Raw genomic sequence first — 25,607 nt, forward strand, 5'->3', positions numbered from 1 at the left:
GCACGTCGAAATTTTTTGAAAGGAACAACATGGCTCGCTCCGATGTCCTGGTCTCCGTTGACTGGGCCGAAGAGAACCTCAACACCCCCGGCGTCGTCTTCGTCGAGGTCGACGAGGACACCTCCGCCTACGACGGCGGCCACATCGAGGGCGCCGTGCGCCTCGACTGGAAGAACGATCTGCAGGACCAGGTTCGCCGCGACTTCGTGAACCAGGAGCAGTTCTCCGACCTGCTCTCCACCCGCGGCATCGGCAACGACGACACCGTCGTGCTCTACGGCGGCAACAACAACTGGTTCGCGGCCTACGCGTATTGGTACTTCAAGCTCTACGGCCACAACGACGTCAAGCTGCTCGACGGCGGCCGCAAGAAGTGGGAGCTCGACGGCCGCCCGCTCTCGCGTGACGCGGTCAACCGCCCGACCACCAGCTACAAGGCCGCCGCGCCCGACGTCTCGATCCGCGCCTTCCGCGACGAGGTCATCGCGGCCATCGGCACCAAGAACCTGGTCGACGTGCGCAGCCCCGACGAGTTCTCCGGCAAGATCCTGGCGCCCGCGCACCTGCCGCAGGAGCAGAGCCAGCGTCCCGGCCACATCCCCGGCGCCATCAACGTGCCGTGGAGCAAGGCCGCGAACGAGGACGGCACCTTCAAGTCCGACGCCGACCTCGCCGAGCTGTACAAGGAAGCGGGCCTGGACGGCGAGAAGGAAACCATCGCCTACTGCCGCATCGGCGAGCGCTCCTCGCACACCTGGTTCGTGCTGCAGGAACTGCTCGGCCACAGCAATGTCAAGAACTACGACGGGAGCTGGACCGAGTACGGCTCCCTCGTCGGTGCACCGATCGAGTTGGGAGCGTAATCCATATGTGTGCAGCACCTACCCAGGGTCAGGCCATTCCCGCGGGCGTCGACGTGGAGAAGGAAACGGTCATCACCGGCCGCGTTCTGAGCACCGACGGCCAGCCGGTGGGCGGCGCGTTCGTGCGCCTGCTCGACGGCAACGGTGATTTCACCGCCGAGGTCGTCGCCTCCGGCACCGGTGATTTCCGGTTCTTCGCGGCGCCCGGCGCGTGGACCGTGCGGGCGCTCTCCTCGGCCGGCAACGGCTCAGCCGAGGTCCGCCCGGAGGGCACCGGCATCCACGAGGTGGAAGTCGCCGTCGCGCGCTAGTCACCCGTTCGCACGATCGCGGCCCCGGAGGTTTCGAACCTCCGGGGCCGTTGCTCTGTCCGGCGCGCGGAGTAGTTAGACTCCAGGAGTGGTCCTCTTCTTCGAAGTACTGCTGGTTCTCTGCTCGGTGCTGATCACCTGGTTCGCCGGGTACGTCGCCTACCGGCTGTTCACCGAGTCATGAGCGATCTCGCGAGCGAAGGTTCCGAACCGGCCGAGCGAGCGAGTGAACACATGAACGGCAACGGTCAGCCTGCCGCGGCGGGTGATGACGCGGTACAAGCACGCCGCAGCGGCGATCAAGCGGTCGCCGACGCGGCCGAGCGCGCCAAATCCACCGGCGGCCGGAACATCCCGGTCCTGCCGGATTTGCCCCTGCCCGAGGACACCGCGAACCTGCGGCTCGGCCCGGACCTGAGTTCGTCCATGCTGGCGCTGCTGCCCATGGTCGGCGTGTGGCGCGGCGAGGGCGAGGGCAACGACCCCGAGCGCGGCGACTACCGCTTCGGCCAGCAGATCATCGTCTCGCACGACGGCGGCGACTACCTGTGCTGGGATTCGCGGTCCTGGGTGCTGGACACCGAGGGCGAATACACCGGCCCGGATATGCGGGAGAGCGGTTTCTGGCGGGTCGGCATCGACGGCAACGACGAGGTCATCGAGCTGCTGCTGACCCACGCCAGCGGCATCGTCGAGCTCTTCTACGGCACGGCCCTGACCCAGTCCTCCTGGGAGCTCGCCACCGATGTGGTGATCCGCTCGCAGTCCGGGATCGTGGTCGGCGGGGCCAAACGGCTGTACGGGATCGTCGAGGGCGGCGATCTGGCCTATGTCGAGGAGCGCGTCGTCGCCGACGGGCCGCTCGAGCCGCGGCTGTCGGCTCGGCTCCAGCGCTATATCGGCTGATCTCCCACTGCTTTTGCGACGGGCCCCGCGGTGCGGGGTCCGTTTTCGTTTCGCGGTGTGCGTGGCGGCAGTGCGTGCGTTCTCGCAGGCCGCGCGTATACGCACCGTCTGCGGCGAACCCGGCCCGGATATGGGACGACCCCCGAGCCATACCGGTGCGGATTGCTCTGCACGGGTCCCGGTCGGACAAGACCGGGGGCTCGGGGGCCGGGTGGCTGCTTTGGATTCACCAGCGCTCGCGCGGGAGAAACCCACCTGCAGCGGTGGCGCTAGTGGACAGCCACCTCACGCGTCCGTTGGAAATACATCTTTCGAACCACCTCCTTCCTGTGTACCGACGAAGTTAGTGGAACTCGGCGCACCCGGCAACGGAATTAATTCGAGGGCGCTGACCTGCGCGGATCCGACGCTACGATGGCGGCATGAGCAAGCCTGCGACCATCACCGGGCGTATCGAAGCGGAGGCGCTGCGACTGCTCGACCGCAACCCCGACGGGCTGCAATGGGCGGATCTGAACGCGCGGCTGGCGGCGGCCGATCCCAGCTGGCATCCGAAGACGATCAACGGATGCGTGTGGAAGCTCGTCGAGAAGTACCCGGATCAGGTCTACAAACCCGCTAAGGGGCTGTTCCGGCTGGCGAAGTATCGCTGATCGTCACCTGTCCGGCGGCGTCGACCCGCACGACGGTGTCGGCGCGGTGGTCGGCGGGCAGCTGGTGGGTGACGACGACGACCGTGCGGTCCGGATCGACCAGGCCCGACACCGGGTCCAGCAGATCGCGCAGCAGCTGTTCGCCCGCTTCGGCTTCGATGTGCTCGGTCGGTTCGTCCAGGAGCAGCACCCGGGCCGGGGCAAGCAGGGCGCGGGCCAGCAGGATGCGCCGGCGCTGACCACCGGAGACGGCCGCCGCGCCGCCCACCAGATCGGTGTGCACGCCCTCGGGCAGAGCGTCCAGCCACTCCCCCGCGCCGACCGCGCGCAGCATGATCTCCGCCTCGGCCGGGGTGATGTCGCCGCGCCCGACGCGCAGGTTCTCCAGGACGGTGGTGCCGAACAGGTGCGCGTCCTCGGCGAAGAAGGTGACCTCGGGTCGCGGGGTGTCGAAGAGCCCGGCCCAGGCCATCAGCAGGGTGGTCTTGCCGGCGCCGCTCGGGCCGACCACCGCGATGCGACGCCCCTGCGGCAGCTCCGGGAACTCGCGGCGGGGCGCGCCCGCGCCGGCGCCCTGCATCCGGGTGATCCGGTGCAGCGCCGCGCGGCCGTTGGTCAGCGCCTGCGCGGCGGCCGGGAGCACGCCGACGGCTTCGAACGCCGACAGCGGGACCAGCACCAGCACGGCCAGCGCCATCGGCGAGATGCCGCCGGGCGTGACGGTCTGGAAACCGGCGGGCGCCGCGCCGACGCCGCCGCCGTAGAGCACGATCCCGATCAGCAGCGCGCCCAGCACGCTCACCCCGATCGACAGCGGCGTCGCCGCGGCAGCCCACGCACTGCGCGAGGCCGCCCGATCCTCCGCCGCCACCGCCCGCTGCCCGGCCGCCGTCGCCGCGGCGAGCGCGTCGTCCAGCCGCCCCGCGACCCGCAACTCCGGCGCGTGATCGAGCACGGTCAGCGCCGCGGCCGAGAACTCGGTCCGGTCACTCCGCACCGCCCGCTCCGCGTCCCGGGCCGCCCGCGCCGAAAGCCACGGCGCCACCACCCCCGCCACCACCAGCGCGCCGGCCAGAATCAGCGCGGCAGGCACCGAAATCGGCACCAGCAACGCGACGGCACACACCGACAGAATCACCGCCACCGCGATCGGCACGAACGCCCGCACCACCACGGCCCCGAGATCATCGATGTCCCCCATCACCCGGCCGAGCAACTCACCCCGCCGCAACCGCGTCGGATCCCCGTGCGCCCGCAGAGATGCTCGGCCACCGCCAGGCGCCTCCACATCGCCCTGCGCAGCAACCCTCGCGTCCGCCTCGCCGCCACACCCAACGGCACTCGCCCTTACACCGCCACGGGCGCCAGCGCTTGCGCCCGCATCGCCGCCGAGGCCACGATTGCCTCCTCCGACGGCCCGAGCCTCTCGGCCGCTACGCGCAGCAGCGCTTACGTCTACGGCAACGCTCGCGTCAGCACCTTCGCCGGCACTCCCAGCAGCGCTACTCTGCCCGGCTCCGTCGGCAACGGCCGCGTCGGCAATCGCATTGTCGCTGGTGACGGTTGTTTGCGGGGTCCGGCGCGGCTGCCAGATATCGGCGGCGGCCAGCGCGCGGTAGGTCGTGGTTCGGGCCGTGCTCATCGCCCGCAGCGCTACGTCGTGGGTGGCGAGGCGTTCCAGGTAGCGGCACAGGCCCCGCGAGATTCCCAGCGCCCGCACGGTCACCACGGCGATGGTCAGGTCCAGCACCGGCGGCATCTCCCATGCCCGCGCGATCAACCATGCCGCCAGCGCCGCCAAGCCCAGCCCGCTCCCGAGGGCCAGCACGCCCCAGCCGACGGACACCGCCATTCGCCACCGCGACAACTCCAGCAGTTCCCAGATCCGCCGCAGATCGGCTACGACACCCTTCATCGCACGACCGCCTCGATCTTGTCGGAATGCCCGAGTCCCGCCACCTGCTCGTCACCGCTCCGCACCGGGCCCACCGCATCCGTCACCCGCCCCGAAGGTTCGGCGCCGGACTCGCCCGCGCCGAGACCCGAAGCCTCGGAATGCCGTTTGCGGTCGAACAGCACACCCGGCTCGTCGGCCCCGCCGGTGCAGCCACCCCTGTCGCCATCGGTATGCGCCGCACCATCGGAAACCGCTGCGTCCGCAGAGCGCTCATCGCAATCGGAATCTTCGCCACTGGCGGAGCGCCCGTCGCGGTCAGAATCCTCCCCACTGGCGGAGCGCCCGCCACGGTCATCTTCCCGGCCGCCGGAGCTCCGGTCGCAGTCGAAGTTCCCACCACCAGCGGCGCGCTCACCGCGCTCGAAGCCTCCAGCACCAGCAGAGCGCCCACCGCGATCAGAATCTTCCCGGCCGCCCGAGCGCCCGTCGCAGTCGAAGTTCCCACCACCAGCGGCGCGCTCACCGCGCTCGGAACCTCCACCACCAGCGGAACGCACGACACGATCGAAGTCGCTACCGCCGACGCGGTGCTCGTCGGAGTCGGAGTCTTCACCTCCGGCGAGATGCCCCTTTTCGTCGGAGCGTCCCGCACCTTCCGAACGATCCGAGCGGGTGGTGTTGGCGGTGGCTGTGCCGAGACCGTGTTGTTCGCTTCCGGCATCGTCTCGATCCGCCTCGGCGGCAATACTTTCCGGGTCCGTGCCGCGCACCTCGATGACGTGGTCGGCGACGGCCAGGATGCTCGGGCGGTGGGCGACGATGACGACGGTGGCGCCGGCGCGGGCGCGGGCTACCAGGGCGGTGAGGACGGCGGCTTCGCTGTCGGGGTCGAGGTGGGCGGTAGGCTCGTCGAGCAGGAGGACGGGGCGGGCGGCGGCGAGGGTGCGGGTGAGGGCCAGGCGCTGGCGCTGGCCGAGGGACAGGCCGGTGCCGCCGGCGCCGAGGGTGGTGTCCCAGCGGTCGGGGAGTTCGTCCAGGACGGTGTCGAAACCGGTTGCGGCGCAGGCCGCTTCGAGCTGATCCGGGTCCGCGGGCGCACCCAGCAGGGCGAGATTGTCGCGGAGGGTGCCAGGGAGCAGGACCGGTCGTTGCGGCAGCCAGGCCACGCGCGACCACCACCGGTCGGAGTCGAGATCGGCGACCGGGGTGCCGTCCACCAGGACCACACCGCTGTCGGGGGACTGCAAACCCAGGATCGCTTGCAGCGCGGTGGATTTGCCGCAGCCGTTGGGACCGGTGAGGACGGTGACAGCGCCGGGGCGCAGCGTCGCGAAGAGGTCCGCGGGCGCGAAACCGCCGCGGGCGGCGACGCTCAGACCGCGCACCTTGATCACGCCGCGGAACTCGCGTGGCGCAGTGAGCGCCACGCGCCGGATCGTGGTTGCCTTCGCACCCGGGTCGAGCACCGCGAAGGCTTTGTCGGCCGCGGCCATCCCGTCCTGCGCGGCGTGGAAGCGTTCGCCCACCAGGCGCAGCGGCAGGTAGACCTCGGCGGCGAGGATCAGCGCGAGCAGACCCGGGTAGAGCTCCATGTTGCCGAAAACCAGCCGCATGCCGATGGAGACGGCGACCAGCGCCACGGACAGTGTCGCGAGCGCCTCCAGCACCATCGAGGACAGGAAGGCGATCCGCAGCGCGGCCATGGTGCGCTTGTGCAGCGCGTCACCCAGGTCGCGCACCCGGCCCGCCATGCCCGGCCGGGCCGGAACCTGCGGTGCGGCAGCGGCTTCGGCCGGTCCGGCTTCCCGCCCGAGGGCCCGCAGCGTCGGCATGCCCGCGAACAGGTCGAGCAGTTGATCGGACAGCCGTGTGGTGGCGGCCAGCGTCGCCGCGGACTTCCCCTGGGTGAGCAACCCGATGAGCACCATGAAGATCGGGATGAGCGGCAGGGTGACCAGGATGATCCCGGCGGACACCAGATCGTGGAACGCGATGACCGTCAGCACGATCGGCGGCACGAACACCGAAAGCAGCAGCGCGGGAAGATATCCCGAGAGGTACCCGCGCAGCCCGTCGAGCCCGCTCCCGGCCACCACCGCCAATTCCGTACGCCGCGACTCCAGTTCGCGCGGCGGCAGCTGCGCACCGGCGGCCACCACCGCCGTTTCCAGCTCGGCCACCACCTGCGCGCCGGCGCGGTGCGCGAGCCGGGACTGCCACCAGGTGGCGGCGGCCCGGATCGCGACGGCCGCGACCAGCACCGCGATTTCGGTTGTCCACGAACCGAAGTCGCGGCGGGCCGGATCGGTGATCACCCCGGCCAGGACCCGCGCCAGGGCCAGGGCCGTGACCACGATGCACCCCGTGGTCACCAGCGACAGCGCCACGCTCAGCACGAGATAGCGCCGGGCCGAGCGGGCGTGTCGCCACAGGCGCGGATCCACCGGTCGGGCCATGGTCAGCTCCGCACCTTCTCCGGCAGCAGGCCGATCGGGTCGGGGATCTGATCCATGGTCAGCCGCTTGCGGAACACCCAGTAGGTCCACGCCTGGTAGACCAGCACCAGCGGCACCATGACCGCCGCCACCCAGCTCATGACGACCAGGGTGTAGTGCGTGGACGACGCGCTCACCGTGCCGCCGCGCCCGTCGACGGTGAGGCTGAAGGCCGGGTCGATATTGGAGGGCAGCACGTCCGGAAACAGCGCCCCGAACAGCAGCACGGTGGCCGACAGGATGGTCAGCGCGGTGCCGGTGAACGCCCAGCCGTCGCGGCCCCGGAAGTGCGCCAGCCCGGTCAGCAGCAGCCCGGCCACGGCCAGCCCCAACGGGATCCAGGTCCAGCCCACCCCGTAGGACAGCTGGGTCCAGATGCCGAAGGCCGCCACCACGACCGCGGTCGGCACGAAGATCTTGCGCACGATGGCCTCGGCGTCGTCGCGCACCTCACCGCCGGTCTTGAGGCAGAGGAAGATCGCGCCGTGCAGCAGGAACAGCAGCAGCGTGGTCAGCCCGCCGAGCAGCCCGTAGGGGTTGAGCAGATCGAGCAGGTTGCCCTGCACCTGCCGCTTCTCGTTCAGCTCGACCCCGCGCACGATGTTCGCGAAGGCCAGGCCCCAGGCGAGCGCGGGGATCCAGGAGCCGAGCCCGATGCCGATGTCGCACCAGAACCGCCAGCGGTCGTCGTGGATCTTGCTGCGCCATTCGATGGCGCAGGCTCGCGTGATCAGGCCGACCAGGATGAGCAGCAGCGCGAGGTAGAAGCCGGAGAACAGGCTCGCGTACCACTCGGGGAAGGCGGCGAACATGGCGCCGCCCGCGGTGAGCAGCCACACCTCGTTGCCGTCCCAGACCGGCCCGATGGTGTTGAGCACCACGCGCCGTTTCACCTCGGACTTGCGCCCGATGATGGGCATGAGCATGCCGACGCCGTAATCGAAGCCCTCCAGCACGAAGTAGCCGATGAAGAGGACGGCGACCAGCAGAAACCAGAACACTTGCAGAGTCATCCGGGTCTCCTAGTAGGCGAAGGAAAGCTTCTCGACGGGCTCCCCGGTCTCCGGGGACTCGGCGGTGGCCGCCGGTTCCGGGCCGGCCAGCACGTAGCGCCGCTGCAGGTAGAACCACGCGACCGCGAGGATCCCGTAGAGCAGCGTGAAGACGATGAGCGAGGTCAGGATGGTGCCCGCCGACACTCCGGAGACGCCCTGCTGCACCGTCATCCGGATGTTCGGGTCACCGGTGGGGTTCGGCGCGACCACCCACGGCTGGCGGCCCATCTCGGTGAACACCCAGCCCGCGCTGTTGCCGAGGAACGGGGTCGCGATGGCCAGCAGCGAGAGCCAGCCGAACCATTTCTGGTCGGGCACCCGCCCGCGCCGGGTGAGCCAGAAACCGGCCAGCGCCAGCAGGATCGAGCCCGCCATCCAGGTGATCATGGCGCGGAAGCTCCAGTAGGTGACGAACAGGTTGGGCCGGTAGTCGCCGGGGCCGAACCGCTCGATGGCGGAGGCTTGCAGATCCTTGACACCCTCCAGGGTCACGCCGCTGAATTCGCCCTTGGCCAGCCAGGGCAGCACATAGGGCACCTCGATGAGGTGGTCGACGCTGTCGCAGTTGTTGTGCGTGCCGACGGTCAGGATGGAGAAGTCGGGGTCGGTGGCGGTGTGGCACAGCGATTCCGCCGACGCCATCTTCATGGGCTGCTGCTCGAACATCAGCTTGCCCTGCACGTCGCCGGTGTAGATGAGCGCGACGCAGGCGAACGGAATGATCCACAGCCCCAGGCGCGCGGCGGGCCGCCACATGGTGCGGGCTTCCTCGACGTCGCCGCCCTTGCGCACGGTGCGCACCATCCACCAGCCCGCGATGCCGGCCACGAAGGTGGCCGAGGTGAGCAGCGCTCCGGCGATGACGTGCGGGAACGCGGCCAGCGTCGTCACGTTGGTGATGACTTCCCAGATGCTGTGCAGTTCGGCGCGTCCGGTCTCGGGGTTGTAGCGCGCCCCGACCGGGTGCTGCATGAACGAGTTGGCCGCGACGATGAAGTACGCGGAGGCGTTCACGCCGAGCGCCACCAGCCAGATACAGGCGAGGTGCACTTTTTTCGGCAGCCGGTCCCAACCGAAGATCCACAGGCCCAGGAACGTCGACTCCATGAAGAAGGCGACCAGCGCCTCCATGGCCAGCGGCGCGCCGAAGACGTCACCGACGAAGCGGGAGTACTCGCTCCAGCCCATCCCGAACTGGAATTCCTGCACGATGCCCGTGGCGACGCCGAGGGCGAAGTTGATCAGGAACAGCTTGCCGAAGAACTTGGTGAGCCGTTTCCAGTGTTCCTTGCCCGTGACCACCCACGCGGTCTGCATGCCCGCGACGAGCGGCGCGAGGCCGATCGTGAGCGGCACGAAGATGAAGTGATAAACGGTGGTGATACCGAACTGCCAACGTGCGACGTCGACGACGTTCATCCGTCCTCCCTGCCGATCTACGACATGTCGTAGTAAACGATACGCCGGAAGGTGCTCGGGACAACGTGCTCTGCGACACGACACGCCAGCTATTTGCTGGCGGCGCTTACCAATCCCGGGCCGACCCCGCCTTCTCGACGCCCCGATCGACCAGTTCGATGATCTCTTCGGCATTGTCGGGGGCCGACATCCGCAGACCGTCCAGCGAGTTCACCCGGGCCGCCAGGGTGACACTGGACAGCAGCCAAATGCTGTCGCACGTCAGCAAATCCGCAGTGAACAGAGATTTGTAGGTGCACTCCCACCCGGCCCGCTCCGCCTCGGCGAACAGCGCCCGCTGCGTGACACCCGGCAGCACGCCGTTCTTGGCCGGCGGCGTGAGCAACTGCTTGTCCCGCGCGATCACCACGGTCGAGCGCGGCCCCTCCAGCACCCGGTTCTCGGTGCTCGTGAAGATGACGTCATCGGCGCCCATCCGCTGCGCGAACCGGAGGGCCGCCATGTTCGTCGCGTAGGACAGCGTCTTCGCGCCCAGCAGCTGCCACGGCGCGGCCTGCGCCAGATCGATCGAGATCCCCCGGGCCAGCGAGACCACCTTGATGCCCTCGGCGCGGGCCTTGGCCACCCGCTCCCCCACCGGCAGCACCAGCACGTAGGCGGTCGGCACCGGCACCGCGGCCGCCAGATCCCCCGAGGTGACGCTGTCCTTGACGCCGGGTAGCTCGCTGTCGCGCCCCCGGGTCAGCACCAGCCGCAGCACGCCCTCGCGCTCGCTGCCCCACTCCTTGGCGGCCGTCTCGACGGCTTCACGCCAGCGCGCCAGATCCGGCTCGGGTAGGTCGAGGGCCTGCGCCGAGTGACGCAGCCGACCTAGGTGGTGTTCGATCGCACACGCTTTACCACTACGCACCAGCACCGTCTCGAAGACACCGTCACCGCGCAGCACACCGATGTCGTCGGCAAACAGCAACGGCGCGTCCGCATCCCGGACCGCGCCGTCGAGTGTTACAAGAACTCGATCTACCATGCGTCGAGCGTAGGCGGTGTGACTTGGTACCGCCTACGTCACAGCGAAGATCGCGGAAACGAATCCCCGGGGGCGGCGGCGATCGCGCACCGCGCCTAGAGTGGTTTACGTGTCCGTGGTCGTTGTGCCCAGTCCTCTGCTTTCCGTCCCGGGTGCTGTCGCGGGAATTCCGGGTTCGCCGGATGCCGCGGTGGCCTGGCATTACGGGGATCCCTTCGGTGAACAGAAGGCCGCCACGCAGCGCGTGGCGCTCGTCGATCGTTCCCATCGATTCGTCCTGCGCATCACCGGTAAAGAGCGCCTGACCTGGCTGCACACCATCACCAGCCAGCACGTGGCCGCACTGGCCGACGGGCAGTCCGCCGAGAATCTCGATCTCGATCTCAACGGCCGGGTGCTGCACCACTTCGTGCTCTCCGAGCTGGACGGCACGGTCTGGATCGACACCGAGGCCGAGCGCGGCCCCGAACTGCTGGCCTTCCTGCAGAAGATGGTGTTCTGGGCCGACGCCAAGCCCGAGGCGGCCGACCACGCGGTGCTGAGCCTGCTCGGGCCGGGCATCGCGAGCCTGACCGAGGCGCTGGGCGTCGCGGGGCTGCCGACGGTGTTGCAGGCCGTGCCGCTGCCCGAAGGTGGCTTCCTGCGGCGCATGCCCTGGCCCACCGAGGAGGCCTTCGATCTGGTCGTCCCGCGCGCGAGCCTGGCCGACTGGTGGGCCCGGCTCACCGCCGCCGGCGCCGTCCCGGCCGGCATGTGGGCTTTCGAGGCCCTGCGCGTGGCCGCCGTGCGCCCGCGCGTCGGCCTGGACACCGACGACCGCACCATCCCACACGAGGCGCGCTGGATCGGCGGTGTCGAGGAGTTCGGCGCGGTACACCTGGACAAGGGCTGCTACCGCGGCCAGGAGACCGTCGCCCGCGTGCACAATCTCGGCAAACCCCCGCGTCAGCTGGTGCTGCTGCACCTGGACGGCTCCGCCGACGAGCGCCCGGTACCCGGCGACGACGTCACCGTCGGCGGGCGCACGGTGGGCCGGGTGGGCACCGTGATCGACCACTTCGAATTCGGCCCCATCGCACTGGCTCTGCTCAAACGCACCATTCCCGCGGACACCGCGCTGACCGCCGGGTCGGCCGCCGCCGCGATCGACCCCGATTCGGTTCCCGTCGACGACGCGCCCCAGGCCGGCCGTCTCGCCGTCGACCGGTTGCGTGGCCGGTGATGCCGGCGGAGGTACTCGCGGTCTGTGTCGTGCACGCCGAGCTCGAGGTTCCGGGCCGGGTCGGGCGCACCGCGATCGACAAGCGTCCGGTGCCCGGCCGGGTCGGGGTCCAGGCGCTGGGCCTGGCCGGTGATCACGTCGCCGACACCAAGCATCACGGCGGTGTGCACCAAGCCGTCTACGCCTACGCCGAGTCCGACGCCCAGCGCTGGGCCGCCGAACTCGGCCGGGACCTGCCCGCCGGCTGGTTCGGCGAGAATCTGCGGATCGAGGGCCTCGCGGTCAGCGACGCGGTGCTGGGCGCGCGCTGGGCGATCGGCGACACCCTGCTGGAGGTCAGCGCCCCGCGGGTGCCGTGCGCGGTCTTCCAGCACTGGGCCGGGGAGGCGCAGTGGGTCAAGCGCTTCACCCTGCAGAGCGACACCGGCGCCTACCTGCGCGTGCTCACCGAGGGCAGCATCGGCGCGGGCGACGAGGTGCGGGTGGTGCACGTGCCCGAGCACGGCATCACCGTGCGCGACGTGTTCGTCGGGACCGATCTGGACCGCCTGCGCTTGCTGGCCGAGGTGGAACCGTCGATCTCCGACGACATCCGCATGCAGATCGATCGGCACGAGCGCCGGCACGCCAACGCCGAGCGCGCGGCCGCGATGCGGGCGGAGGCGATCTCGTGAGCGTCGATCTGGTCGAGGTGGTGCGGTCGGGGTTCCGCGAGTGCGTGCACCGCGGTTCGGTGGTCGTGCTCGGCGCCGACGGCGAGCCCCGCATCCAGCTCGGCGAGGTGCACCTGCCGATCTTCCCGCGCTCGACGAACAAGCCGATGCAGGCGATCACCCTGCTGCGCAATGGTTTCGAACCGGCCGACGACGCCGAGCTGGCCATCGTCACGGCCTCGCACTACGGCGAACCGGATCAGGTGGCGCTGGTGCGGCGGCTGCTGGACCGCTTCGGTTTCGACGAGAAACAGCTCGAGTGCCCCGCCGACTACCCGTCCGAGGATCGGGCCCGCGCCGCCGCGATCACCGCCGGGCCGCCGCGCGAGGTCTACATGAACTGCTCGGGCAAGCACGCCGCCATGCTCGCGACCTGCCGGATCAACGGCTGGCCGACCGAGGGGTACCTGGCCGAGAGTCACCCGCTGCAGCAATCGGTCATCGCCACCATCGCCGAGCTCACCGGCGAGCCGGAAACCGATCTCGGTATCGACGGGTGCGGCCTGCCGATCATCCCGGTGTCGCTGGTGAATCTCGCTCGCGTATTCGCCACCCTGGCCACCGCCACGCCCGGCACGCCCGAGCGCCGGGTCGCCGATGCCATCCGCGCGCACCCGCGAGTGATTTCCGGCACGAACGCTCCCGACTTGCTGACGATGCATGCCACACCCGGCCTGGTCTGCAAAATCGGCGCCGACGGCGTGCACGCCGGGGCGCTGCCCGACGGCTCGGCCTTCGCCTACAAGATCGACGACGGCCACGACCGCGCCCGAATGCCCTTGACGCTGGCCATTTTGCAGCGCATGGGCATCGAATGGACCGACGCGCACACCGAACTCGCGGCACCGCCGATCATGGGTGGCGGGGCCCGGGTCGGGGTGATCCGGGCCATCCCCGGCGCGCTCTAGCAACCCGGGCTGACGGCGACAACCGGGCAAACGACACCACTTCGGGAGTACTTCCCCCACTCCTGGAAGCGCGAGCGCCGGACACACGCTAAAGTGTCTGTCAGGAAGAGTATTAATTCGAACGGGGCCGCCAACAAACCCCAGGCCGCCCCGCAGTGACGCGAGGGGGTCAGCCATGGGCCGTGGCCGGGCTAAGGCAAAGCAGACCAAGGTTGCACGCGAGCTGAAGTACAGCACGCATAACACCGACTTCGCGAGCCTTCAGCGCGAGCTCGCGGGTAGCCCCAACTCTCAGCCGAGTGGTGGAGTGCTGTCCGATGAGCACGACGCAGACGAGCCGTCATCCCGCTGGGATGACGACGACGACTGGCGCCGCTGAACTTCGGATCTTCGCCGAAGGGGGAGGCCGACGGGCCTCCCCCTTCAGGCGTTGACGCCGTTTTCCAGCGGATATCGCCGGAAGGCTCGCCATAACGAGATCAGCGCCCTCATCGTTTCGATGCGGGGCGCTGAGTCATACCTGGGCACCGTGCAAGTCTTTGCGGCGCAACGGCTCCGGACATGACGAAAGCCCCGGCCGCGGCCGGGGCTTTCGAGCTTTCCGCGCGATCAGAAGCGGGGGTGTTCACCCACCAGGATCGCTCGCAGCGCGTCGGCGCCCTTGGCCTTCTTGACCGTGCCGAGCGTCCAGCATTCGATGTGGCGGGCGGTGAGGACCGCCAGGGCGCGGTCCACGTCCTCCGGGGCCACCACGGCGACCATGCCGACGCCCATGTTGAAGGTCTTCTCCATCTCGACCCGCTCGACACGCCCGCGCTGCGCGATCATCTTGAACACCGGCGCCGGGCTCCAGGTGCCGCGATCCAGCTCGGCCACCATGCCCGCGGGCAGCACCCGGGCCAGGTTGGCGGCCAGGCCGCCGCCGGTGACGTGGGCGAAGGTGCGCACGTCGGTCTCGGCGATCAGCGCCAGGCAATCCTTGGCGTAGATGCGGGTGGGCTCCAGCAACTCCTCGCCCAGGGTGCGGCCGAACTCCTCGACATGCCCGGTCAGCGACATCCGGTCGATGTCGAGCAGCACCTTGCGGGCCAGGCTGTAGCCGTTGGAGTGCAGGCCCGAGGAGCCCATGGCGATGACCACGTCGCCGGGGCGGACCCGGTCCGGGCCGAGCACCGAATCGGCCTCCACGACGCCCACGCCGGTCGCGGACAGGTCGTAGTCGTCCGGGTCCATCAGGCCCGGGTGCTCGGCGGTCTCGCCGCCCAGCAGCGCGCAGCCGGCCTTCACACAGCCCTCGGCGATGCCCGAGACGAGTTCGGCGACCTTCTCCGGAACGACCTTGCCGATGGCGATGTAGTCCTGCAGGAACAGCGGCTCGGCGCCGCAGACCACCAGGTCGTCGACGACCATGGCGACCAGATCCAGGCCGACCGTGTCGTGCTTGTCCATCGCCTGCGCTACCGCGATCTTGGTGCCGACGCCGTCGGTGGAGGCGGCGAGCAGGGGCTCGCGGTAGCCGCCCTTGAGGGCGAACAAACCGGCGAAGCCACCCAAACCGCCCTGCACTTCGGGACGGCTGGCCTTCTTCGCCAATGGTCCGAACAACTCGACTGCGCGGTCACCGGCTTCGATGTCCACGCCTGCCGCGGCGTAGGAAGCCCCAGTACCGGAGGGGGTCTGTTCAGTCATTTTCGGGGAAAGCTCCAAACCGAATCGGCGGATAGATGCCTGCTCACGCTACCGGAACCGGATAACGGCTCCGCAGCTGAGTTGGCTGGGGCTCTTGACGCCACGACTCACCCGGCGCTGTCGGTGGCGAACAGCGAACCCGTTTCGGCCCGTCTACGCCGTTGCTCGACCGGGTCCGGCACCGGCACCGCGGCAACCAAGCGCTGGGTGTATTCCTGCTGCGGATCGCGCAGAATGCTGTCCCGATCGCCCTGTTCGACGACCGCGCCGTCGCGCAGCACCACGATCCGATCCGAGAGCTGATCGACCACCGCGAGGTCGTGACTGATGAACAGGCACGCCCACCCGCATTCGCGCTGCAACTCGCCGAACAGGTCCAGCACCGCCGCCTGCACCGAGACGTCCAGCGCGCTGGTCGGCTCGTCGGCGACCAGCAGGTCCGGGTTGGTCACCAGCGCCCGGGCCAGGCTGGCGCGCTGGCGCTGGCCGCCGGACAGCTCGTGCGGGTAGCGGCGCTCGGCGCCCGCGGGCAGTTGCACATCGTCGAGCATGTGCCGCACCTTGGCCCGGATCTCGGCGGCGCTGCCCAGCTTGTGCACCAGCAGCGGCTCGGCCACGCAGTCGCCCACGGTCAGGCGCGGGTTCAGCGAGGTCGCCGGGTCCTGGAAGACGAACCCGAACCGCTTGCGAACGGGCCGCAGCTGCCGCTGCGACATGCCCGAGATCGCCTCGCCGCGCACCCGCACCACTCCGGAGCTGGGTCGCTGCAGCGCGGCGACACACCGGCCGATGGTGGACTTGCCGGAACCGGATTCGCCGACCAGGCCGACGGTTTCGCCCGCGCCGATCCGGAAGCTCACCTCGTCGACCGCGCGGAACGGCGGCCGGCCGAACGGCCCGGGGAACTCCACGACCAGGTCGGACACCTCGAGCACCGGTGTGGCCGACTCGTCGGGCGCGCGCGCCGGCGCCGGTGTGGCCGGCTCCTTGCGCGCGCCCAGGTGCGGCACCGCCGCGAGCAACTTCCGGGTGTACTCCTGTTTCGGGTGCGCGAAAAGCTCGTCCACCGGCGCGGTTTCGACCACCTCGCCGTTCCACATCACCACCACGCGATCGGCGAGGTCGGCGACCACGCCCATGTTGTGGGTGATCAGGACGATCGCGCTGCCGATCCGATCGCGCAGATCGCGCAGCAGTTCCAGGATCTCGGCCTGCACGGTGACGTCGAGCGCGGTGGTGGGCTCGTCGGCGATGATCACCTTGGGTTCGCAGGCGATGGCGATGGCGATCACCACGCGCTGCTTCTGCCCGCCGGAGAGCTGGTGCGGGTAGTAGTCCACCCGGTGCTCCGGATCGGGCAGGCCGACCAGGCGCAGCAGTTCCACCGCCCGCGCCTTGGCCTGCTTCTTGGTCAGCTCCGAATGCGCGCGCAGCGCCTCGGAGATCTGGAAGCCGACGGTGAACAGCGGGTCCAGCGCCGAGCCCGGCTCCTGGAACACCATCGAGATGGCGCCGCCGCGCAGCGCGGTGAGCTGTTTCTCGCTCATCTTGGTGATGGACTGACTGCCCAGGGTGACCAGGCCGGTCACCTGGGCGGTGCCGGGCAGCAGCGCCATCGCGGTGCGCGAGCTGACCGACTTGCCCGAACCCGATTCCCCCACGATGGCGAGCACCTCGCCGGGGAACACCTCGTAGGACACGTTGCTGACCGCGTGCACCGGTCCGGCATCGGTGGCGAATGTGACCGACAGGCCTTGGATCGACAGCGCGGGCCCGCCCGGCTCCGCCGCCGTTTGCTGCTTACTCAGCTCGGTTCTCCTTGCTCACGGCGACTTCCGCCGGTGCGGCCGCGACGTCCATCTCGGGTTCGCCGGTCTCCCCCACGACCACGTCGCTGCCCACCGCGGTGGGGCGGGCCGTGCGGCGGGTCCGCAGCAGCGGATTGAGCACCTCGTTGAGGCTCTCGCCGACCAGGGTCATGCCGAGCACCACGAGCACGATGGCGATGCCGGGGAAGATGCCGGTCCACCAGATGCCGTTGGAGACATCGGAAATCGCCTTGTTCAGGTCGTAGCCCCACTCCGCGGCCTGGGTGGGTTCGATGCCGAAGCCGAGGAAGCCCAGGCCGGCGAGGGTGAGGATGGCCTCGGCCCCGTTCAGCGTCACGATCACCGGCAGCGACTGGGTGACGTTGGCGAGGATGTGCCGGAACAGGATTCGCGTGGTAGAGGCGCCGGTGACCCGGGCCGCGTCGACGTACGGTTCCTGTTTCACCGCCACGGTGGCATTGCGCACCACCCGGAAGTATTGCGGCACGAAGATCGCGGTGATGGCGATGGCCGCCGACAGCACGCCGCCGAAGCTGCTGGAGGCGCCGCCCGCGACCACGATGGACACCACGATCGCCAGCAGCAGCGTCGGGAACGCGTACATCGCGTCCATGAACAGCACCAGCACGCGGTCCAGCCAGCGCCCGACATACCCGGACACCAGCCCCAGCGGCACGCCGATGAGCAGCGAGAGCACCAGCGAGGTCAGGATCACGTACAGCGCGGTGCGCGCGCCGAACAGCACCCGGGAGAACACGTCCTCGCCGCGCACCGAGGTGCCGAACCAGTGCTGTGCCGAGGGCGCCTGCTGGCGCACGAATTCCGTGCCGTTCTCCTGGATCTGGGAGAACCCGTACGGCGCCAGCAGCGGCGCGAACACCGCCGCGACGACGAACAGCGCGATCAGCGCGAGCCCCAGGATCAGCGTGGCCCGCTGCAGGCCCGAGGTCATCGAGAACAGCCGCAGCCCCGGGATGCCGCGGCGCGGGCCGACCACCGGCGGCACCGGCGCGGTCGCGACGGACTCGTTGAGCAGTTCCGGTGTGGTCATCAGAACCTCACCCTCGGGTCGATCAACGCGACGATGGCGTCCACGATGAAGCTCATCACCGCGATCGCCACCGCGATGAACGCCACGATGCCCTGTACCGCGATGAAATCGCGCGCCTTCAGATATTCGGCGAGCTGGAAGCCGAGGCCCTTCCATTCGAAGGTGGTCTCGGTGAGCACCGCGCCGCCGAGCATCATCGCGATGTACATGCCCATCACGGTGACGATCGGGATCATCGCGTTGCGGAAGGCGTGCCGTCCGGTGACCACGCGGCTGGACAGCCCGCGGGCGCGGGCGGCGTCGACGTAGTCGCTGCGCAGGGTCTGGATCAGGTTGATCCGCACCAGTCGCAGGAACACGCCCGCGGTCAGCAGGCCGAGCGCGATCGCCGGCAGCACAGCGTGTTTCAGCACGTCGATCAGATAGCCGGTGTCGCCGTAGAGGATCGCGTCGATCGCCATGATGTTGGTCTTCGGCGAGACGCGCTGCAGCCGCAGTTCGACGTTGGTGCTGGCCCGGCCGGCGACGGGCAGCCAGCCCAGCTGGACCGAGAACACCAGCTTGAGCAACAGGCCGACGAAGAACACCGGCGCCGCGTAGGCCAGGATCGCGAAGATCCGCAGACCGGCGTCCGACACCGAATCCCTATGCGTGGCAGCCCATCTGCCCAGCGGGACACCGACCGCGAAGGCCACCAGCAGCGACCAGAACACCAGCTCGACCGTCGCCGCGCCGTAGGTGACGATGACGTCGCTGATCTCCCGATTGTCTTGCGAGCGGCCGAAATCCAGCCGCAGCAGATCCGAGAGGTACTCCCAGTACTGGGACAGGATCGGCCGGTTCAGCCCGGCCGCCTCCTTGCGCTCCTCGATCTGCTGCTGAGTCATGCGTCCGCCCATGGCCGCGCTGATCGGATCACCGATCACGCGCATCAGGAAGAACACCACGGTCACCAGAATCCACGCGGTCAGCGGGATCATCAGCAACCGGACACCCAGGTACCGCAGCAGGGCGGCGTGACGAGAGTCGCCCCGGCCGATCCGCGGCAGCCCGAACCGCCGGGGCGGGACCGTTTCCGATCCCGCCTCGGCTTTCGTCTCCGAGCTCACTTGCTCAGCGTCGTGTATCGGAACTTGAAGGAACCGTCCAGGACCACGCCCTGCACGCCGGTGCCGGCCACCGCGATTTGCTTGCCGGACAGCAGCGGCAGCGTCGGGATGTGCTTCTCGGCGATGTCCTTCTGGATCTGCTTGATGATCTCGAGCCGCTTGGTCTTGTCGCTCTCGGTGGTCTCGGCCGTGAGCAGCTTGGTGATCTCGGGATCCTCGAAGTGCGACTGCAGGAAGTTGTTCGGCGCGAAGAACGGGGTCAGGTAGTTGTCCGGATCCGGGAAGTCCGGGAACCAGCCCAGCTGGTACAGCGGGTACGCGTCGCGCGCCCGCTCGCGCTGGTAGGTGACCCACTCGGTGGACTGCAGGTTGACCTTGAACAGGCCGCTCGACTCGAGCTGCGACTTGACCGCCGCGTACTCCTCCGGGCTGGAGGGGCCGTAGTGATCCGGGTTGTACTGCAGGTTCAGCTCGACCGGGGTGGCGACGCCGGCGTCGGCGAGGAACTTCGCCGCCTTGGCCTTGTCCGGCTTGGCGCCGTAGAGATCCTTGAACGGCTCGGTCGCGCCCGGCTGGCCCTGGGGCAGCGGGGAATACGCGGGCACGTAGGTGTTCTTGTAGACGCCCGTCGCGAGCGCCTCGCGGTCCACCGTGGACGACATCGCCTTACGGATGGCCAGCTTCTGCTCGGGGCTGCCGCCGGGCATCGTGTTCATGTTGAACACGATGTAGCGCAGCTCGCCGCCGGGGCCCTCGTGCACCTTCACCTTGTCCGAGGACTTCAGCGACTCCACATCGGTGGGCGTGAAGGAACGGTAGGCCGCGTCCAGCGAACCGTTCTGCAGATCCAGCTTCATGTTGTCGCTGGTCGCGTAGTACTTCGCGGAGACCTGCTTGGTCTTGGGCGTACCCAGGATGCCCTGGTAGTCGGCGTAGGCCTGGTACTCGACCAGCTTGTTCTTGTCGTAGCTGGCGATCACGTACGGGCCGGAGTAGCCCTTGGCCTTCACGACGTCCTCGTCCGGCATGACTTTGTCTGCGGGATAGACCTTTTCGTCGACGATCGGGCCGGCCTGCGTGGGCAGGATGGCCGGGAAGGTCTGGTCGTTGGCGACCTTCAGCGTGAAGTTCACGGTGAGATCGTCCGGCGCGTCGGTCTTGTCCAGGTTCTGGAGCAGCGACGCGGGACCGTTCGGGTCATTGATCTTGACCATCCGGTCGAAGGAGAACTTGACGCTCTTGGCGGTCAGTGGGTTCCCGTTGGCGAACTTCAGGCCGGACTTGAGTTTGCAGGTGTAGACCGTCGGCGCGCTGAACTCGCACTTCTCCGCCGCGTCGGGCTTGGGCGTGGTGTCGCCCGGCTCGAAATTCAGCAGATACGAATAGATCTGGGTCTCGACGACGAGTGAACCGTTGTCGTAGGCGGCCACCGGGTCGAGGGAGAAGATCTTGTCCGTGGTGCCGACTACCAATCCGGCGCCGTCTCCCGCGTCGTCCTGCTTACCGGAACCACACCCCGCGACCACCGACGAGGCCAGTGCGGCCAGACCGACGGCCGTGATCACTCTCGTTCGGGTGCGCTGCCCAGGCGTCTTCGAAACCAACATCAGGCCCCACTTCTCGTGCGTGTCCGCACCTGGTCGTCCTGGATCACAGGGCGGGTGCGGACACGGTGAACTAGCGATATATCCGGGGAACCTACCCAGGAACCATTTCCGGCGAGTTGCGTTTTCGAAGAAAAAATCACCGGCGCGTTAGCAGACGAACTGAGTCCGGCGCGGCGAGAGCCCCCTTGACAGGTCATATGTCCAGGTTGCGCCCGATCGGCGGATAACCGTGTCTCGAGGAGGCCACAGCACTCCCCCTGACAGGTACCCCGAAACGACCGAAGGCGCCCCCGCGGGGACGCCTTCGGTGTTCGACTCGGTGGACTACGGGCGGCTCAGCGCGCTCGCATTCGCGTTCTCGCTCAGCAACATCGACTCGGACTGGCCGCTCAGCATGCCCTCCAGGACGTTCTTGCCGATGGCCGCCTCGGTGGGCAGCGGAATCGGGTAATCGCCGTCGAAGCAGGCGGCGCACAGCCGCGAGCGCGGCTGCTCGGTGGCGGCGATCATGCCCTCGGTGGAGATGTAGCCGAGGCTGTCCGCGCCGATCGAGCGGCGCACCGCCTCCACCATGTCGGCGTAGCTGTCGTCGGCGCCCGCGCCGTTGGCGATCAACTCCGCGCGCGAGGCGAAATCGATGCCGTAGAAGCACGGCCACTTCACCGGCGGCGACGCGATGCGGACGTGGATCTCCAGCGCGCCCGCCTCCCGCAGCATGCGCACCAGGGCGCGCTGGGTGTTGCCGCGCACGATGGAATCGTCGACGACGATCAGGCGCTTGCCGCGGATCACCTCGCGCAGCGGATTCAGCTTGAGCCGGATGCCGAGCTGGCGGATGGTCTGACTGGGCTGGATGAAGGTGCGGCCGACATAGGCGTTCTTCATCAGACCCTGGCCGTAGGGCACACCCGAGCCCTGCGCGTACCCGACCGCGGCCGGGGTGCCGGACTCCGGCACCGGAATCACCAGATCGGCGTCGACCGGGTGCTCCCCCGCCAGGCGGCGGCCGATCTCCACCCGGGTGGCGTGCACCGAGCGGCCGGAGATGGTGGAGTCGGGACGGGCCAGGTAGACGAACTCGAAGACGCAGCCCTTGGGCTCGGGGTTGGCGAAGCGCATGGACCGCACGCCGTCGGCGTCGATCGCCAGCAGTTCGCCCGGCTCGATGTCGCGGACGAACGCCGCGCCCACGATGTCCAATGCTGCGGTTTCGCTGGCGACCACCCAGCCGCGGTCCAGCCGGCCCAGGCACAGCGGGCGCACGCCGTGCGGATCCCGGGCGGCGTAGAGGGTGTGCTCGTCCATGAAGGTCAGGCAGAACGCGCCTTTGAGCTGCGGCAGCAGCTCCATCGCGGCCTGCTCGATGGAGGAATCGGCGGCGGCGTGCGCGAGCAGCGCCGTCATCACGTCGGAGTCGGAGGTGGCGCCCACCGGCTGCGGGCGGCCGTTCTGGATCGGAGTCCCGATCAGGCCGAGTTCCCTTGCGCGACCGGCCAATTCGGCGGTGTTGACGAGATTACCGTTGTGGCCCAGGGCAAGTCCGGAGCCCACGGCGGTGGTGCGGAAGATCGGCTGCGCGTTCTCCCAGGTCACACCGCCCGTAGTGGAGTAGCGGCAGTGGCCGACGGCGATATGGCCGGGCATGGCCGCGAGCGTCTGCTCGTCGAAGACCTGGCTCACCAGACCCAGATCCTTGAAGACCAGGATCTGCGAACCATCGGAGACCGCGATGCCCGCCGCCTCCTGGCCGCGGTGCTGTAGCGCGTAGAGGCCGTAATAGGTGAGTTTGGCCACGTCTTCGCTCGGGGCCCAGACACCGAAAACGCCACACTCCTCGCGTGGTTCGTTCTCGTCCTGATCGGGGGTGACGGCTTGGTCGACGTTGGTCAACGTTTGCTCCCTAAGAGGGCGGGCTGGGGGCCACCCCATTCTACGGGTGCGAATCTCGCGCCGAGCACCGCCACCGCATCCGCAGGGCAATCACGTCGGGCGGGGCCGCCGCGGAGTGACCAGCGACACCGGGCCCGAGGTGCCGAATTACCGCCCGCGCTGCTGTTAGCGTCCCCAGCGTGACGACTTCCGAGGAAGTGGACAGCACCAGGGCCCCGCGCTTGCGCCCGATGGGCTGGATCGCACCGATCGCGGTGCTGACCTTGTTCATGGCGCTGCTCGGCACCATGTATCTCGCCTACGTGGTCGATCCCGAGAAGAACCTGCACGATTTCCCGATCGCGCTCGTCAACCAGGACGAAGGCGATGTCACCGGCCCGCCCGACGCGCAGCAACGTGTGAACTTCGGCGACCAGATCGCCGCGGCCATGAAGCAGGGCATCCCGGCGGACAAGGTCGATCTGCGCGAGCTCGGGATCAACGAGGCCGAGTTGCAGATGCAGAACGGCAAGGTCTACGGCGCGATCATCATTCCGAGCGACTTCAGCAAACGGCTCGGAATCCTCGGCGTCGGCAGCGTGATCCCCGGCGATATCGAGAAGCCCGTCATCACGCTGCAGACCAATCCGCGGACCGGCGCGTTCGTCACCAACATCGTGCAGCAGGTCGGCGAGCGGGCCCTGACCCAGGTGGACAAACAGGTCGGCGAACAGCTCACCCAGCAGGTGAAAATCCAGCTCACGCCGCCCGACGGCGGTCAGGCGCCGGAACTGAGCGGTGCCACCCGGCTGGCCCTGGCCGATCCGATCGACGTCGTCGTCGAGCCCTTCCGGCAGCTGCCCTCGGGCACCGGCCAGGGCCTGACCGCCTTCTTCTACGCGCTGCTGCTGTTGCTGGCGGGCCTGGTCGGGTCGATGACCATCCACACCATGATCGACGCCGCGCTCGGGGTGGTGCCCACCGAATACGGGCCCTGGTTCGTGCACTATCCGCGCACACACCTGTCCCGGTTCAAGACCCTGCTGCTCAAGTGGGGCGTGATGGTGATCACCTCGATCACCGTGTCGACGGTGTTCGTGCTGGTCGCCAAGGCACTGGGAATGCCGATGAGCAATACCTTCGGGCTGTTCCTGTACGGCGTGCTGGCCATCACGGCGGTGGGCGTCACCGGGCTGGCCATCCTGGCCGCGATCGGGTCGGCCGGTCTGCTGGTGAACCTGATCCTGTTCATCATCCTGGGCCTGCCCTCCTCCGGCGGCACCGTGCCGATCGAGGCGACGCCGCACTATTTCGCCTGGCTGGCCGCGTTCGAGCCGATGCATCAGGTGTTCCTCGGCGTGCGGGCGATCCTGTACTTCGACGGCAGCTTCGAGGCCGGGCTGGCGCGCGGAGTCTGGATGGCGGTGCTCGGCCTGGCCGTCGGCGTGGTGCTCGGCGTGCTGATCACCCGGTTCTACGACCGCAAGGGGCTGCACCGCGGGTCCTCGATCGTGGTCGAGGAGTCGGGCAGTGCCGTGGTCAACAAGAGCGAGGATTAGCCGGAGGCCCCTGTGGAGCTGCACAGGGGCCTCCGGTCCGGCCGCCGGATCGGCGCTGTTCCCGAAGGGTCTGCCGCACAGCCGGTTTCATCGATTTGTCATTGTCGACGACACCATTGACAACGGCTGCCGGGCGGGACAGGGTGATCGCGGCTGTAGACGTGGCGGCCGGGGTTCGAAGACGTGGGGGTTCGATGTTCGTTTCCGAGAGCTGTTTCGTGCTGCCCGGATGGCGGTCGGTGGTCGCGGCCGCCCTGGCGGTTCCGGTGCTGGCGCTCGCGGCCGGCTGCGGCGGCGCGTCCGAGGCCGAGGCGGGCGGCTGCGCGAGCAAAGCCGAGGGCCGCAACGCGGACGAGAAGTATCTGACGGCGGAGGTCGCCAAGCTGCGCGTCCTGCCCGAGGGCGTCTGCCTGTCCTCGGTCGACACCACCGAGCTGACCGAGCAGCCCGGTAAGATCTCGGTGCGGTTCAACCTGTCCGCGGCGGCGTCCACCAGCCCCGAGGACCTGCGCCCCGCCGCCACCGACCTGGCCTACTTCTTGAAGAAGACCCCGCTGCTGTTCATCCGGACCGCCGCCGTGGAAGTCAGCAACGCGGGGTACGCGAAAGCGCCGTACCGCGCGCTGCTCAGCGACCCCGCTTTCGGGGCCCACCCGTGGAACGGCACGCCTTCGCGCGACGCCGATCAAGCGCGCTGGGCGACGGTCCCACTCGGCTGACCGGCCCGCGACCAGGCGGTTCCGCATCCGCGTCGGCCGCACGCGACCCGGTCGTCACCCGGACGGCCGCTCAGACGACCTGGCCGTTACCCACAGGCCACCCGCTGCCACCACTTACGCGGCTCGCTCACTGTCGTCACGCGGGCGTGCCGCTGACCCGACTGGTCGGCACCCGGGTAGCACCAGGAGACCGGCGATCCCTCAGTCGGCAGCCGGTTTCGCCATCGGGAGCCAGTACGCGACCTCCGGGGCCCGGCTGCCGGAGGCCGTGAGTGCGCCGGAATCCACGGCGGCGGCGAAGTCCAGCAGGCCCGTCGCCAGCAGCAACCAGGTGCGCGCGTCCGTTTCGACGACATTCGGGGGCGTGCCCCGGGTATGCCGCGGCCCCTCGACGCACTGCACGGCGACGAACGGCGGCACCCGCAGCTCGACGGAATGCCCCGGCGCGGAGGCCGCCAGGGTGCGGGCCGTCGCACGCACCGCCGCGGCGATCTCGGAACGCGCGGGCGCGGCGGCGGACTCGTCCAGCAGCCACGGCGTCACCACGTCGACGGCCGCACGCAGTTCACCTGGTTTCACGGTCGCTCGTCCTGCCATGCGGCCGAGAGTACTGGGCGGCCCCGACACACCGACTACCTCTCGAGCGGCAGCTGCCAGGCCACCCTCGCCAGCCGCACCGAGACGCCCCTGCCCGGCACGGCCGAGA

General features: G+C 69.1%; 21 protein-coding genes and 1 pseudogene. 10 read left to right on the plus strand and 12 right to left on the minus strand.

The genetic code is table 11. The features are described from left to right. Nucleotides 1-29 precede the first annotated feature (29 nt). From AB0I43_RS26835 to AB0I43_RS26850, 4 genes are all read left to right on the plus strand, one after another. Nucleotides 30-863, plus strand: coding sequence for a sulfurtransferase (locus AB0I43_RS26835; protein WP_356975009.1), 834 nt, complete (start codon nt 30-32; stop codon nt 861-863). A 5-nt stretch (nt 864-868) separates the two neighbouring features. Continuing rightward, on the plus strand, nt 869-1,174 hold the full coding sequence (locus AB0I43_RS26840; RefSeq protein ID WP_194817162.1) for a DUF1416 domain-containing protein: 306 nt from the start codon (nt 869-871) through the stop codon (nt 1,172-1,174). Nucleotides 1,175-1,354: 180 nt separating this feature from the next. After that, nucleotides 1,355-2,080, plus strand: coding sequence for an FABP family protein (locus AB0I43_RS26845; protein ID WP_356975006.1), 726 nt, complete (start codon nt 1,355-1,357; stop codon nt 2,078-2,080). A gap of 422 nt (nt 2,081-2,502) precedes the next feature. Continuing rightward, nucleotides 2,503-2,733: a hypothetical protein gene (locus AB0I43_RS26850; RefSeq protein WP_357432776.1), complete on the plus strand. Its 231-nt coding sequence runs from the start codon at nt 2,503-2,505 to the stop codon at nt 2,731-2,733. Here AB0I43_RS26850 and AB0I43_RS26855 read toward each other — a convergent pair. From AB0I43_RS26855 to AB0I43_RS26875, 5 genes and pseudogenes are all read right to left on the minus strand, one after another. Further along, nucleotides 2,699-4,648 carry an ATP-binding cassette domain-containing protein gene (locus tag AB0I43_RS26855; RefSeq protein ID WP_357432777.1) on the minus strand — a complete coding sequence of 650 codons (1,950 nt, stop codon included), beginning with the start codon at nt 4,646-4,648 and terminating at the stop codon, nt 2,699-2,701. The two genes, AB0I43_RS26850 and AB0I43_RS26855, sit on opposite strands and share 35 nt — an antisense overlap. A gap of 749 nt (nt 4,649-5,397) precedes the next feature. Next, nucleotides 5,398-7,086 (minus strand): annotated as a pseudogene (cydD, locus tag AB0I43_RS26860) (thiol reductant ABC exporter subunit CydD); the annotation flags it as partial. A gap of 2 nt (nt 7,087-7,088) precedes the next feature. After that, nucleotides 7,089-8,138, minus strand: a complete 1,050-nt coding sequence (gene cydB, locus AB0I43_RS26865) for a cytochrome d ubiquinol oxidase subunit II (RefSeq protein ID WP_357432778.1) — start codon at nt 8,136-8,138, stop codon at nt 7,089-7,091. 9 nt (nt 8,139-8,147) lie between these two features. Continuing rightward, nucleotides 8,148-9,599 (minus strand): cytochrome ubiquinol oxidase subunit I, encoded by a 1,452-nt coding sequence (locus tag AB0I43_RS26870; RefSeq protein WP_357432779.1) that lies wholly within the window; start codon nt 9,597-9,599, stop codon nt 8,148-8,150. A 106-nt stretch (nt 9,600-9,705) separates the two neighbouring features. Further along, the gene (locus AB0I43_RS26875; RefSeq protein ID WP_356974997.1) at nt 9,706-10,626 is read right to left on the minus strand and encodes an aminodeoxychorismate lyase; all 921 of its coding nucleotides are present in this window, start codon (nt 10,624-10,626) and stop codon (nt 9,706-9,708) included. Nucleotides 10,627-10,735: 109 nt separating this feature from the next. Between AB0I43_RS26875 and AB0I43_RS26880 the strand changes: the two genes are divergently transcribed. From AB0I43_RS26880 to AB0I43_RS26895, 4 genes are all read left to right on the plus strand, one after another. Beyond that, a complete protein-coding gene (locus AB0I43_RS26880) occupies nt 10,736-11,848 on the plus strand; it encodes a folate-binding protein (protein WP_357432780.1) in 1,113 nt (370 codons plus the stop codon). Next, on the plus strand, nt 11,848-12,522 hold the full coding sequence (locus AB0I43_RS26885; RefSeq protein WP_357432781.1) for an MOSC domain-containing protein: 675 nt from the start codon (nt 11,848-11,850) through the stop codon (nt 12,520-12,522). The genes AB0I43_RS26880 and AB0I43_RS26885 overlap by 1 nt, the downstream gene beginning before the upstream one ends. Continuing rightward, nucleotides 12,519-13,469: an asparaginase gene (locus AB0I43_RS26890; protein WP_357432782.1), complete on the plus strand. Its 951-nt coding sequence runs from the start codon at nt 12,519-12,521 to the stop codon at nt 13,467-13,469. The genes AB0I43_RS26885 and AB0I43_RS26890 overlap by 4 nt, the downstream gene beginning before the upstream one ends. A 175-nt stretch (nt 13,470-13,644) precedes the next feature. Continuing rightward, nucleotides 13,645-13,848, plus strand: a complete 204-nt coding sequence (locus tag AB0I43_RS26895) for a DUF3073 domain-containing protein (RefSeq protein WP_356974990.1) — start codon at nt 13,645-13,647, stop codon at nt 13,846-13,848. A 230-nt stretch (nt 13,849-14,078) separates the two neighbouring features. Here the strand turns inward: AB0I43_RS26895 and purM are convergent, their stop codons facing one another. The 6 genes from purM to purF form a co-directional block, all read right to left on the minus strand. Beyond that, complete coding sequence (gene purM, locus AB0I43_RS26900; protein WP_356974988.1) at nt 14,079-15,158, minus strand: phosphoribosylformylglycinamidine cyclo-ligase; 1,080 nt, start codon at nt 15,156-15,158, stop codon at nt 14,079-14,081. A 107-nt stretch (nt 15,159-15,265) separates the two neighbouring features. Continuing rightward, nucleotides 15,266-16,966 carry an ABC transporter ATP-binding protein gene (locus AB0I43_RS26905; protein WP_356975278.1) on the minus strand — a complete coding sequence of 567 codons (1,701 nt, stop codon included), beginning with the start codon at nt 16,964-16,966 and terminating at the stop codon, nt 15,266-15,268. Next, the gene (locus tag AB0I43_RS26910; protein WP_356975276.1) at nt 16,959-17,939 is read right to left on the minus strand and encodes an ABC transporter permease; all 981 of its coding nucleotides are present in this window, start codon (nt 17,937-17,939) and stop codon (nt 16,959-16,961) included. Before AB0I43_RS26910 ends, AB0I43_RS26905 begins: the two co-directional genes overlap by 8 nt. Before the next feature lie 98 nt (nt 17,940-18,037). Then, nucleotides 18,038-19,048 (minus strand): ABC transporter permease, encoded by a 1,011-nt coding sequence (locus AB0I43_RS26915; RefSeq protein ID WP_356975275.1) that lies wholly within the window; start codon nt 19,046-19,048, stop codon nt 18,038-18,040. Between the two features lie 95 nt (nt 19,049-19,143). Next, entirely contained in the window at nt 19,144-20,754 is a 1,611-nt protein-coding gene (locus AB0I43_RS26920; protein ID WP_356974986.1) for an ABC transporter substrate-binding protein, read from the minus strand. 324 nt (nt 20,755-21,078) lie between these two features. Further along, nucleotides 21,079-22,644: an amidophosphoribosyltransferase gene (gene purF / locus AB0I43_RS26925; RefSeq protein ID WP_356974984.1), complete on the minus strand. Its 1,566-nt coding sequence runs from the start codon at nt 22,642-22,644 to the stop codon at nt 21,079-21,081. Between the two features lie 230 nt (nt 22,645-22,874). Here purF and AB0I43_RS26930 point away from each other — a divergent pair, with 230 nt between their 5' ends. Beyond that, nucleotides 22,875-24,182 carry an ABC transporter permease gene (locus AB0I43_RS26930; protein WP_357432880.1) on the plus strand — a complete coding sequence of 436 codons (1,308 nt, stop codon included), beginning with the start codon at nt 22,875-22,877 and terminating at the stop codon, nt 24,180-24,182. Between the two features lie 194 nt (nt 24,183-24,376). Beyond that, nucleotides 24,377-24,901, plus strand: a complete 525-nt coding sequence (locus tag AB0I43_RS26935; RefSeq protein ID WP_356974982.1) for a hypothetical protein — start codon at nt 24,377-24,379, stop codon at nt 24,899-24,901. A gap of 201 nt (nt 24,902-25,102) precedes the next feature. Here the strand turns inward: AB0I43_RS26935 and AB0I43_RS26940 are convergent, their stop codons facing one another. Continuing rightward, a complete protein-coding gene (locus AB0I43_RS26940; protein WP_357432783.1) occupies nt 25,103-25,498 on the minus strand; it encodes a sterol carrier family protein in 396 nt (131 codons plus the stop codon). Nucleotides 25,499-25,607 lie beyond the last annotated feature (109 nt).

The organism is Nocardia sp. NPDC050435 (genome assembly GCF_040655395.1).
In the GTDB taxonomy this organism is placed as follows: domain Bacteria; phylum Actinomycetota; class Actinomycetes; order Mycobacteriales; family Mycobacteriaceae; genus Nocardia.